Raw genomic sequence first — 12880 nt, 5'->3', positions numbered from 1 at the left:
GACCCGGGTGCTGTGGCACTGGTGGACGGCGGGCGGGTCTGGACGTACCGGGAGGTCGACACGACGGTCGACCGACTCGTCACCGCCCTCGCGGACGTCCACCCCGGTGAGATCGTCGCGGTGGTCGCGCCGCGGACGGCCGCCGGTGTGATCGGCATCCTGGCGGTCGCGCGCGCCGGCGCCGCGTTCCTGGCCCTGGATCCGGCCCTGCCGCCCGCCCGGATCGCCGAGCTGATCGCCCACTCCGGGGCCCGGACAGTGCTCGCCGCTCCCGAGGCCGGGCTTTCGCCGCCACCGGAGACCAGGCGCCTCGACCTGCCGGCCGAGCCCGCCCACAGCGTTCCCGGCCGGCGGATCCGCGCAGGACGCGGGGATGACGACGTGGCGTACCTGGTCTACACGTCAGGTACCACCGGCGTGCCCAAAGGAGTGGTCGTCCGGTACGGCGGCCTGCGGATCGTCGCCGCCGAGCAGCAGCGGATCCTCGGACTCGGCCCGGATGCCCGCGTGTACCAGATGGCCAACGTCAGCTTCGACGCGTACGTGTTCGAGTTGCTGATGGCGTTCCAGTCCGGTGGCGCCCTGGTGTTCCCGGGAGAGCAGGGGGCTTATCCGGGAAGCGGGCTCGTGCGGCGATTGCACGAGCAGCGGGTGACCCACCTGGTGGCCACGCCGACCGCGCTCGCCGCCCTGCCGCCGTCCGACCTACCCGATCTGCGGGTCGTGTGCTCAGTGGGCGAACGGTGCACTCCGGCCGTGCGTGACCGCTGGTCCGCGGGCCGCCGGCTGCTCAACCTCTACGGGCCCGCCGAGGCGACGATCTGGTCGACGTGGACGGAGCTGACACCCGACACCGACCCCGCGACGATCGGCCGGCCGATCCGCGGCACCGGCGTGCTGGTGCTCGACGAGCGGCGCGAACCCGTGGCGGCCGGTGCCACCGGAGAGCTGTGCGTCGTCGGCCCCACCGTGGCGCTCGGTTACCACCGCCTGCCGGAGCCGACCGCGGAAAGATTCGAAGTGGTGCCCGCCCCGCTGGTGCGCTCGGTCATCACCGACGGGCCCGACCGGCCGATCTCCGCCTCGGGCGAGGTCACCATGTATGTGACCGGCGACCGGGTGCGGCTCGGCGAAGACGGCACGTTACATTTCCTCGGCCGGTTCGACGACCAAGTGAAGATCAACGGTGTCCGGCTGGAGCCTGGCGAGTCCCAGCACGTTCTCGCCGGCCTTCCCGGCGTGACGGAAGCCGTGGTCGTCGCCGTGCCCGCGGACGGCGACGCCGTGACGCTCGCCGCCGCGTACACCGGCGGCCCGTCGCCGGCGTCGGTCTCGGCCCGCCTGCGGGCTCGGTTGCCGCGCTGGGCGGTGCCCACGCGCGTGGTACGCCTGGACGCGATGCCGGCCACCGGCAACGGCAAGCTCGATATCCCGGCGGTCAGGGATCTGCTGATCGCCGCCGGTGACCCGGTCGGTCCGGCGATGAGCCCCGAAGAGGAGAGCGGTGGTACGGAGACGTCGAGTGACGCCGCCGACCCACTCGCGGAACTGATCCTGCAGGAGACCCGTACCGCACTGGGAACACCGGCACTCCGGCTCGGCGACAACTTCTTCGACGCGGGCGGCCAGTCCATGCTGGCCGTCCGAATCGTCGACCGGGTCGCCGCGGCCCTCGGAGACTTCCTCGACCTGAGCGAACTGCTACAGGCGCCCACGCTCGCCGACTGGGTGGAAGCCGTACGGTCGCGCTCGTCCGCCGGTTCGGCGTCGCCCGTCGGCGGGGACCACGTCCACCCCGCACAGCATCCGGCGGTCGGTCAGACCGAGATCCTGGTGGCGGAACAGTACCTGCTGGTCTCGGCGGCCTATGTCGCCGCGTGGTGCGAGAAGGTCGACGGGGCCTTCGACCCCGACCGATTCGCCCGCGCGCTACGCGACGCGGCGCAGCGGCACGAGGTGCTGCGAACCCGGTACCTCATGACCGCGCACCGTGCCGAAACGGTGGTGGACGACCGGGTGACGATCGCCGAGGAACGGCCGGCCTGCCCGGCGGCCGGGTTGCCGGAGGCGGTCTCGCTCGTCGAGCGGGCCTGTGCCCGGCCCTACGACCTGGCCACGGAGCAACCGGTGCGGCTGCACATCGTGGAGTTCGGCCAATCGGAGCGGGACGCTACGGCCGGTCGGCGCCATCTCGTCACCATCATGATCCACCACGTCGCCTGCGATGCGGCCGCCATCCAGTTGCTGCTGGACGAGGTGTGGCTGCGTTATCGAGGTGGCGTCGTGGAAACCCCGGACCCGCCGCCCTACTCGGAGTTCGTCGCCCGGCAACGGGCCTTCCTCTCGAGCGCCGCCGCCGCCGAGCAACGTCGCTGGTGGCACGAGAACCTCGCCGGACTGAGCCCGTTGCGGATGCGGAGCACGCCCACCGGTCATGACCTCGGGGGAGCGCGGCCGCGGCAGGGCAGGCGCGTGCCCTTCGAACTGGACGGGGCCGTGGTTCGCGCGGTGGAGGCGGTGAGCCGCAGGATGCGCATCGGGACCTTCCCGGTGCTGTCGGCAGCGTATGCGGCGGCACTGCAGGACTACGCCACCGACACCGACTGCGTGATCGGCAGTCCGTGCACCGTCCGTGGCGAGCCGTTCCTGACGACCGTGGGCCTGTTCGTCAACACCCTGCTGTTCCCGTTACGGCTGCCGGCGGAAGGCTCGCTGACCGGCTGGCTCAGAAACTGGGCGGCGTACTGTTCGGCGGCGTTCGCCCGCCGCGACCTTCCTCTGTCGGACGTCACCCGGGAGTGGCGGGCCGACGGGCGGCCCTCGGTTCTCTTCGCGCTCGACTACACCACGGTGGCCCCGGCCCGGATCTCCGGCCGGGTGCGACTCGACCCCGGGCCGGTCAAGAACGAACTGCTCCTGACGATCAGCAGAGGCGGGAGCACCTGGACCGGAGAACTGGTGCACGACCTCGATGCGGTCGCGGAGGACGAGGCGACCGAGATCCTCGAGTCCTTCCTTGGGGCGCTCGACACCATCTGCGAGGTATCCGATACCGGCGATTCCGTCGCGGGCGTCGAGGTCCTGCGCCGAGTGAGACCCGGCTCCTTCACCACGGCCGCGGAGTTCGACTTCGGCGCCACGACGAGATGACGGCACGACCGTCATCGCCACATCCGATTCGAGCGAGGTTGATGCAGATGAGCACCACGCTGTCCGCACGGCGGCGCGCCGCGCGCCGCCACTGGTCACGAATCCTGCCCCACGTGGTCGTCGAAGATTACTGGCCGGCGGATGTCCACTCCCCCGATGAGGGGCGACACTCCGCGCCGAAGGCCGAGCGGCGCACCATCGACGAGAGTCTCGCCGCGCGCATCAGAGCAGTGAGCTCCGGTGACCTCATACTTGTCCACACGCTGCTGACAGCCGCTCTCGCGGTGTGTTTCGCCGCACGGCGCGGTGCCCGCACGGTCTGGTTGGCGGTGCCCCCGACCCGGTCCACCACCCCGGACGAGGAGATCGGCGGCGTGATGGCGGTCCTGCCGACACCCGTGCCGGTCGACCCGGACGCCACCGGGGCGGATCTGCTGTCCGTGACACGTCGGGCGCTGCTGGACGCCTACGATGCCCAGTACGGTGACCCACCGTCACCGAGCGGGGAGGCCGGTGAGCCAGAGGGGCAGGATCCCAGCCCTCCGGTCCTCTCCTGGCTGGTTGAGCACGGCTCGCTGCACCGGCCGGTGCGGTTGGACCCCGGCTTCGACGGCGTGGTGCGAATCGACGAGGGACCCGATCCCGCGCTCTCGGTGACCGGGGCCGCGCACCTGTTCACCAGCGCGTCGCTGGGCAGACTCGCCGACCAGATCATCGACGTGCTGGCCGTACTGGTCGCCGAGCCCGGCACGCGACTGGCGGCGATACCTCGCTGGCGGGCGGCGGACCGGGAATCGGCGCTGGCCGCGGCGCGCTCCGAGCCCGGCCCCCCTGGCCGGGTGCCGGCCGTCGAGGAACTCGTCGGGCGTACCGTGCCGGGGCGGGCGGCGGTCGTCGCCGAGGACGGCGCACTCAGCCACGAGGAGCTGGCAGAGCGTGCCGCCGCCGCGGCCAGGGGACTGCACGAACTGATGGCCTCGGCGGACCGCTCCCAGGCCGGGCCGAAGGGCACTCTCCACTCCGTCGCCCTGCTGACCGGACAGGGCGCTGCCACGGTGGTGGGCGCCTGTGCCGCGCTGCGAGCCGGCATCCCTTACGTAGTGGTTCCGCCCGATCACACGGATGATTGGGCGTTGCTGCGCGAGCGCGGCGTGACCGTGGCGATCACGGCGTCGCCGCTCCCCGATCCCGCACCGCCGGGCATCGCCGTGTGCGATCTCGACGAGCTGATCCGGCGAGGGCGTGAGTCCACCGTGGCTCTGCCGGACGCGCCGCCTCCGGACACCCCCGCCTATCTCATCTTCACCTCGGGTAGCACCGGGATGGCCAAGACCGTCGTGGTGACCCGGGGGAACCTCGCGGTGTCCAACGCCGCACGGCAGGCCGTGTACGGCACCGAACCCGCCGACTTCCTGCTGCTGTCACCGCTGCACTTCGACAGCTCGGTGGCCGGCCTCTACTGGACGCTCGGTTGCGGGGGCACCCTGCACATCGCGCCGCCGTCCACCCTGCGAGACCCGGCCCTGCTCGTCGAACTGATCGCCCGGCACGGCATCACCGCCACCCTCGGACTGCCCCGGGTGCTCGGCGGCATCACCCGCGCGGCGACCGGTGACCAACTGCGGAGTCTGCGCGTGGTCGTGGGCGCGGGCGAGTCGTTCCCCGCCGGCCTGGCCGCGACACTCCGCCTCCGGGCCCCGGGCGTCCGGGTGGTCAACGAGTACGGGCCCAGCGAGGCCACCGTCTGGGCCACCTACCACGACGTCGCGGACGACGAGACCGACGTGCCCATCGGCCGGCCGGTGCCCGGCACACGGGTCCATGTGCTGGACGGCTGGGGCGAGGTCGTACCACCCGGCTTCGTCGGCCAGTTGGCCATCGGCGGCCCCCAGGTCTCCGCGGGCTACGCGAACGCCGCCGAGCTGACCCGCGAGCGTTTCGTCACGGACCGCTTCGACGGGGATCCCGGCGACCGGCTCTATCTCACCGGTGACGAGGGGTACGTCGGGCCGGATGGCGCGCTGCGTTTCGTGGGCCGGGCCGACGACGAGGTGAAGGTCCGCGGCGTCCGGCTGCGACTCGCCGACGTCGCGGCCGCCTTCCGCGCCCACGACGCGGTGGAGGACGCCGAGGCACTGCTCGTCCAGGGGCTGCTGGTCATCTTCCTGGCAGGCGGGAAAAAACTGGACGGCGACGCGGTACTGACGGCGGTGCGTCCGTCGCTCGGCGCGCACGCGGTGCCCGGCCGCGTGATCGTGGTGTCCCGGCTGCCGCAGCTCAGCAGTGGCAAGTGCGACAGGGAGGAACTGCTCGCCCTGGCCCATCGCGCACCCTCGTCGCCGCACGGCCGCCGGCCCCCCGCCGATGAACTGGAGCGTCACGTACTGGCGCTGTTCCACGAAGTCCTCGGCGCGGACGACGTCGGGGTGGATGACAACTTCTTCACAGCCGGTGGAGACTCCATCAAGGCGGCGCTGCTCACCGCCCAGCTTTCCCGCGAGATGTCCACGTACCTCTATGTGGTCGCTCTTCTGGACAACCCGACCCCCGCCGAACTGACCACATACCTGCGGCGGGAGTACGGCAAGGCCCTGGCGGCCAGCGGCATGGGCGGACGCGGGCCGCGAGAGACCGCACCGGAACGGGAGGCGGCGCCGCACGCGGTCTCCCGCGCGGACACCGAGGCCGGCGAACGGCTCCGGCGGCTGATCTCGGCCGCCCACGGCGGCGGGGGAACGCCCGGCGAGCGGTTGCCGTCCCCGGTGTTCGTGCTCGGCCCACCGCGCTCGGGAACCACCCTGATGCGGATCATCCTGAGCGGGCATCCGGAGCTGTTCGCCCCGCCGGAGTTGGAACTCCTTCAGTACGGCACGCTCGCCGAGCGTCGTGCCGCCCTGTCAGGGCGGTACACGTTCAACCGGGAAGGGCTGGTCCGGGCGGTCATGTCGCTGCAGGACGACACGGTTCAGCAGGCCGAGGCGTTCCTCGACCAGGTCACCGACGAGGGCTGGAGCGTCGCGGACGCCTACCATTGGCTGACCGAGCGCGCCGGAGGCCGGACGCTGGTCGACAAGACCACGGCCTACGCGCTTGACGCGGGCACGCTGCGGCGGGCGGAAGAACTGTTCGACGGGCCCAGGTACATCCATCTGACCCGGCATCCGCAGGCGTGCATCGCGTCCTTCCTGGAGGCCCGACTCGACCAGACCTACCTGCGCGCCGACCACGGCTTCACCCCGGAGGAATCGGCCGAGCTCGTCTGGCGGCTGGCCCACGAGCAGGCGTCCGCCTTCCTCGACGGCATCGATCCCGCGCGGGTGATGCGGGTGTCGTTCGAGGAACTCGTCGCCGACCCCGGCGATCTGGCGAGGCGCCTCTGTGCCTTCCTCGGCATCACCTACGACCCGCGGATCCTGCAGGTATACGACGACCAGCGAACCCGTATGACCGACGGCCTGCGGCCCGGCGGCCGCATGCTCGGTGACATCAAGTTCTACGAGCACCACTCGATCGACGCCTCGGCCGCCGACAGGTGGCGAACCGGGGATACCGCCCGTCCCCTGCATCCCCGCACGGCGGCGGTCGCGCGCGAGCTCGGCTACGGCCCCGAGGGGAGGATCACCGAGACGGGGCTCACGTCCCAGCAGCGCTTCATGTGGTTCCTGGAATTCATGCGTCCCGATACGGCGATGTACAACGTGCCCATGCTGCTCGCCGGTGAGGGAGCCGTCGACGATCAGGCGTTGCGCCGGGCGGTGCGCACCGTCGCCCGCCGTCATCACGCGTTCCGCTCGGTGGTCGTCACCCCCGACCAGGAACCGGTCCTGAGATTCGTGCCCGACCTGAGCCCGGCGGTCACCATTCAGGAGGTGCCCGCGGACCTGCAGCGGGAACGGGCCGAACATCTCGCCAGGAGACCGTTCGACGTCGAGCGGGAAAGCCTGCTGCGCGTGCACCTGCTACGCGACGGTGACCGGTTCACGCTGCTCCTGCTCATGCACCACATCGTCGCGGACGCCTGGAGCCTGAGGTTCGTCGTCGGTGACCTGCTGGAGGCATACGAGCAGTGGCGCGCCGGGAGCGTCCCGTCCCAGGCCGCGCTGCCCAGGCAGATCGCCGACGCGAGCTTCGAGGAGGCGGAGCTGGACCTGGCGTCGGTCGACGAACTGACCGAACGCGTGCGCAGGAGGCTCACCGGCGCCGCCTGGCCGCTCAACCTGCCTCCGGCGAGCGGGGGCGGCGACGGCGAGTTGTCACCGGTGGTTGAGGTACGGCTGCCGATCGACCCGGCGACGGCGGCGGCGGTGCGGCGGTACGCCGCCGCGCGTGGCTGCTCGCTGTATCGGGTACTGCTGGTCGCCTTCGGGTGGACTCTGGCGACACTGACCGGGGATCGGGACATCTGCGTCGGCACGCCGGTCCTGCGCCGTGGGCCCCAGGACGAGAGGACCGTGGGCCTCTTCGTGAACACCGCGCTGGTCCGGCTCGACCTGACCGGCTCGGTGAGCTTCGACGACCTCGTCGGCCGGGCCGAGGCGGCGGTACGGGACGCCATCGCCGACGCCGAACTGCCGTACGAGGAGGTGGTCGCCGCGCTGGCGGACCAGGTGGGCGCGGGCGGCACGCTCCTGCAGGCGGTGTTCTCCGTGCAGAGGGTCGACGTACCGCTGGATCTCAGTCCGTCACTACGGCTGCGGCGGCTGGTGATGTCGCCGCAGTACGCCAAGTTCGACATCGCGGTGAGCGTCGCGGACGAGGACGGGCGGCTGGCGGTGACCGCCGAACTGGCGGCCACCAGGTTCGACGAGTCCGCCGCCCGGCGATTCGTCACCGGCTTCGTCGGCTGCGTCCAGCGGCTGGTCTCCGCCCCGGCGGCAGCCATGCGGGCGGGCGGATGACCACCGCACCCATGTCCCGGCCCCCCGCCGGCCCGCAGGGCGCGGTGCTGCTTGCGCTGAGCGCCGTCGACGCGGTGGCCACCGGTGTCATCCTGCCCGCGCTCCCCTTCTTCGCACTGGACATGGGCGCCGGCCCGGTGGCGGTCGGCGCGCTGTTCGCCGCGTCCGCGGTCACTCAGCTCCTGCTGGCACCGATGTGGGGCGGTTTGGCCGACCGGATCGGCACTCGCCGCCTTCTCATGGTTGCCCCACTGGTCGCCGCGGCGGGTCACTTGACTCTTGCCCTGTCGCAGGACTACCCCACGATGTTCGTCGCCCGGGTGCTGGCGGGTACAGGCGGCGCCGTACCCGTTCTGCTGCAGACGCACATGGTCGGCCGCATCGCCGGCGACGCGCGCACGGTGATGATCGGCCGCCTGACCGCGGTGCAGGGCGCGGGAACGATCGTGGGGCCCGCGCTCGGCGCGCTGGCGGTCCCGTACGGCATCGGGCCGGTCGGTACCGTCGCGGCCGCCGCCGCGTTCGCCGCCGCGGTGCTGGCCACCCGCGTCAGTACGGGCGAGCCTGCTGCCGGAACGGTCCGCAAGCCGGTGCTCGGCGCGATCGGATCGCTACTCCGCAGCCGTCGGCTGCGCCCCTTGGCGGCCATCGCCTTCGTGGGCTGGTTTGGCTTCACCGGATATGCCACGGTGTTGCCGCTCTTCCTGCACGAAGAGTTCCGTATTTCGTCCACCGCCTACGGCGGGCTGATGGCGATCAGCGGCATAGTGGCGTTGCTGGTCCGCGGCCTGCTGCTCAGCAGGCTGGTCAGCCGGTTCGGCGAGCCTGGGCTCATGGTGGCCGGCGCGCTCCTGCTGGCCACGTCCATGGCTCTGGTGCCACTGCTGCCCACGGTGTGGTGGACACCGCTACTGCCCCTGACCTACGCCATAGGCGCCGGTCTGCTGTTCCCGTGCCAGGTGACGCGGATGAGTCGCAGCGCTCCCAACGGCGCCGCGGGCCTGGCACTCGGCGGCAACGCCACCGTCGGGGGCATCGGAACGGTGCTCGGCCCGCTGGCCGTCGGGGGCCTGTTCGTATCGCTGTCCGGCGGCCTGTTCGCTCTGGGAGCCGTCCTGTTCACCGTTGTCGCGATGATCGCGCTGGTCACCCAGTTCATCCCTACCCGAAAGGCTCATGTCGCGCCATGACCATCATCCACCGCATCGATGACGTCATCGCCCGTCACGCCGTCGGCACCTTCGACGAGGCGACACCACTGGTGCACGCCGGGATCGAGTCACTGTCGATCCTGCGGATCATCTCCGAGGCCGTCCCGGATCCGGCCACGGAAATCGATCTCGCACGGCTCGTCGATGTCCACACCATCGGCGACCTCCGCGGTTGGCTACGGGAGATGGCGAGTCGCAGCGCCGGGGCACCGGAAGCGGCCGAGGCTCGGGACGGTGTCCGATGACCGCGCCGACTGCCAACCGGCTGCCTTTGACACAGTCGCAAAAGTCGTTGTTGCTACTGCGCGAGATGCTGCCGGTGGCCCATCTGTACAACACGTTGACCGAGGTGGAGCTGGACCCGTCGTACACCGACGACGAGGTGCGCACGGCGCTGGCCGCCGTCGTCGCCGCGCAGCCCGCTTTGCGAACGGTCATGGTCGACGCCCCGGAACCGCACGCGGTGCTCACCGAGCCGCCGACCGCGGGGGAACTGCCGTTCCACAGCGCCCCCCACGGCGGCGACGATCCAGTCGGCGCGGCCGCCGATCGGCTCGCGACCTGGCCATTCGATCTGCACGGCGGACCGCTGTACAGGTTCTGCCTGGTACGGGCGGACCGGTGGGCCGTGCTGCTGGTCTCCATCCATCACATCGTGTTCGACGGCCTCTCGATCCGGCCGCTGGCCGATGACCTGTCCGCCGCGCTCAGGGGCGCCGACGTCGCCGTGCTGCGCGAGGCCCGGGAGAAGGCGCTGGCGACGGAACTGGCCGGCCAGCACCGTGCCGCCCAGAACGCGGCCACGCTCGCCCAGGCCAGAGACTGGGCGGCCGAGTTCCGCGACCTGCCCGAGGCCACGCTGTATCCGCACTCGGACCGGCCCGCCGACGCCACATTCCACGGCGCGCACATCCGATGGACCGTCGACGGCGACACCGCTCGCGCGCTGGCCGCGTTGTGCCGCGGTCGCGGCGTCTCGACGTTCGAGTTCTTCAGCGCCATCTACGCCGCGGTGGTCGCCCGCCATTCGGCTGTGTCGGCGGTGGTGCTCGGCACGCCCCTGATGTCACGTTCTACGCCGGGGGCGTTCGGCCTGTGTGGTTTCTTCGTCAACACGCTGCCGTTGACGGTGCCCGTCGAGTGGTCGGCGCCGTTCGACGAGTTCGTCCGCTCGACGGTACGGGAGGCCGTCAGGAGGACACGATCCCGGGCCGCGGTCGGCTTCAACCAGATTGTGGAGCATCTGCGGCAGGTCCGGACCGGTAACCGGAACCCGGTCTTCTCCTGTGTGATCGCCATGCAGGAGGGACACCCACCGCGTCCGGACGAACCGGTGCGTGCGGTGGGGGAACGGGCGAACGGCACGGCGAAGTTCGACTGCGGGCTGAACGTGACGGCGTTCGACGGCGGCTGGACGCTCGACATCGAATATGACCGCGGAATCCTGCCGGCCGAAGTGGCCGGGGCCGTGGGCGAATCCCTGCGCACCGCGCTGGACCGTGCCCTGAGCATGCCGGACCGGCCTGTCGCGGACCTGTTCGTCGACGCGGACCCGGAGGGCGGTGATCCCTCCGGAGGCATGACACAGATCATCGACGCCTCCGGCCACCTGGCTCCGGTCGGAGTCCCCGGACGGCGGCACCGGGTCGGAGAAGCACCGCCCGAAGGCGACTGGCCGGACCTGAGCGACCTGGTCCTGCGGAACGTGGACGGCGAGATCGCCCGGATCGGCGACGCCTCCGTGACCGGGACCACCGCGCCCGGCGGGAGACCACCGGACACGCCGTCGCCGCGGGAGGACGGATACGCCGATGATCTGGAACGCGAGGTCGCCGAGCTCTGGATGGAACTCCTCGAACTGCCGGCGATCGATCCTTCCCATTCCCTGCTGGAATACGGCGCCCATTCGTTGCTGGTGTTCACCGCCCTATCACGGGTGCGCCGGAAGTACCAGGTGGCGGTGCCCATCATCGAGTTCTTCAAAGAGCCGACGGTCACCGCGACGGCCGAGGCCGTGCGCCGGAGGAGGCGACCATGAGCGTGGCCGGGAATGGTCCGGGTAAGCCGTTGCACGGGTTCTTCGCCGACGGTGCCCTGCGCCATCCGGACCGGACGGCGCTGGAGGTGGCCGGTCTCAAGCTGAGCTATCGACAGCTGGACGACTGCGCGCGGAACGTGACGGCGCGGCTGCTCGCCGACCCGGCATTCCGCCCACGGCGTGTCGGCCTGCTCGCCTCCCGCCACCCCGCCGCCTATGCCGGCTATCTGGGGGCGCTGTTCGCCGGTGCCGCCGTCGTCCCGCTGAACCCCTCGCATCCGCTGTCGCGCACACTCGCCATCACCCGGGCGGCGGGCATCGACACACTGATCGCCGACGACGCGGGATCGGCCGGTTCGGCGGTGATCGCCGCGAGCACGGGCGCACGCCGTCTCGATCTTTCCGGCGACGGCTGGGAGGCGGGCCCCACGGAGGAGGTGGCCGCGTTCGTGTCCGACGGCCTCCCCGGTCCGTCCGCGGACGAACTCGCCTACATCATGTTCACCTCGGGTTCGACGGGAACGCCGAAGGGGGTCCCCGTCCGCCACCGCAACATCACGCCGTTCATCGAGCATCACATCACCCGTTACGAGGCCGGCCCCGAATGCCGGTGGACCCAGAACGGCGACCTCACGTTCGACGCCTCCGTTACAGCGATGTTCGTGGCCTGGGGGTGCGGAGGGACATTGGTCGTACCGCGCCACCGGGAACTGCTGGCGCCGGTCCGGTTCCTCAACGACAGGGAGATCACCCACTGCGTGCTCGTGCCGTCGGTCGTCTCGTTCGCCGGTCGGATGGGAGCCCTGCCCGCGGGAAGCCTGCCGGACGTGCGCTGCACCGTGTTCGGCGGAGAGCAACTGACGCTGTCCCAGGCGCGGGCGTGGCGGGCGGCGGCGCCGAACTCCCGGATCGAGAACGCGTACGGACCGACGGAGCTGACGGTCTGCTGCAGCGCGTACTGGCTGCCCGAGGATGAGGCGCGCTGGCCGCGGACTTCCAACGGCGGTGTTCCCATCGGCACGGTGTACCCGTACCTGGAGAGCCTCATCCTGGCAGCGGACGGCAGGCCGGCCGACGAGGGCGAGTTGTGCGTCAAGGGGGTGCAGCGGTTCGACGGCTACCTCGACCCGGCCGACGACATCGGCCGGTTCGTGTCCGTGGACGGCGAGGAGACGTCACTCCACGACGGCACGGCACCGCTCACGGAGCGGCACTGGTATCGCACCGGTGACCGGGTGCGGTTGGAAGGCGGCCAGATGGTCTGCCTGGGACGGCTCGACCACCAGGTCAAACTGGGCGGGCACCGGATCGAGCCCGGAGAGGTGGAGGCGGTCCTGTCCCGGCATCCCGCGGTCGCCGACGTGCTGGTCGTGCCGCTGACCGCTCCCGACGGCGACGTGGACCTGGTGGCGGTCTACACCGGATCGCAGGTACACACGGACGAGCTGGCGGAACTCGTCAGGACCGCGTTGCCGTCCTACATGCTGCCGCGCCGGTTCCGCTGGGTGTCCCGGTTCCCGCTCACCGAGAACGGCAAGGTGGACCGCCGGGCGCTGGCCGACCTGCTGACCCAGGCCGGTTGA

The 12880-nt window shown here is 71.3% G+C and carries 6 protein-coding genes; all 6 read left to right on the top strand.

The features are described 5' to 3' along the window. Nucleotides 1–12 precede the first annotated feature (12 nt). The 6 genes from ACQP0P_RS11765 to ACQP0P_RS11740 are packed head-to-tail and all read left to right on the top strand — an operon-like array spanning nt 13 to nt 12880. Nucleotides 13–3150 (top strand): amino acid adenylation domain-containing protein, encoded by a 3138-nt coding sequence (locus tag ACQP0P_RS11765; protein WP_433374795.1) that lies wholly within the window; start codon nt 13–15, stop codon nt 3148–3150. A gap of 47 nt (nt 3151–3197) precedes the next feature. Then, nucleotides 3198–8048, top strand: a complete 4851-nt coding sequence (locus tag ACQP0P_RS11760) for a condensation domain-containing protein (RefSeq protein ID WP_433374792.1) — start codon at nt 3198–3200, stop codon at nt 8046–8048. Beyond that, the gene (locus ACQP0P_RS11755; protein WP_433374789.1) at nt 8045–9238 is read left to right on the top strand and encodes an MFS transporter; all 1194 of its coding nucleotides are present in this window, start codon (nt 8045–8047) and stop codon (nt 9236–9238) included. The genes ACQP0P_RS11760 and ACQP0P_RS11755 overlap by 4 nt, the downstream gene beginning before the upstream one ends. Beyond that, entirely contained in the window at nt 9235–9504 is a 270-nt protein-coding gene (locus ACQP0P_RS11750; RefSeq protein WP_433374786.1) for a hypothetical protein, read from the top strand. The genes ACQP0P_RS11755 and ACQP0P_RS11750 overlap by 4 nt, the downstream gene beginning before the upstream one ends. Beyond that, nucleotides 9501–11297, top strand: coding sequence for a condensation domain-containing protein (locus ACQP0P_RS11745; protein WP_433374784.1), 1797 nt, complete (start codon nt 9501–9503; stop codon nt 11295–11297). The genes ACQP0P_RS11750 and ACQP0P_RS11745 overlap by 4 nt, the downstream gene beginning before the upstream one ends. Then, nucleotides 11294–12880 carry an AMP-binding protein gene (locus ACQP0P_RS11740; protein ID WP_433374781.1) on the top strand — a complete coding sequence of 529 codons (1587 nt, stop codon included), beginning with the start codon at nt 11294–11296 and terminating at the stop codon, nt 12878–12880. The genes ACQP0P_RS11745 and ACQP0P_RS11740 overlap by 4 nt, the downstream gene beginning before the upstream one ends.

The sequence above is a fragment of the Streptosporangium sp. CA-115845 genome, from assembly GCF_050943795.1.
Classification (GTDB): Bacteria; Actinomycetota; Actinomycetes; order Streptosporangiales; family Streptosporangiaceae; genus Streptosporangium.
Note: the sequence above shows the minus strand (reverse complement) of the source record. Positions and strands in the feature narration are given on the sequence as shown.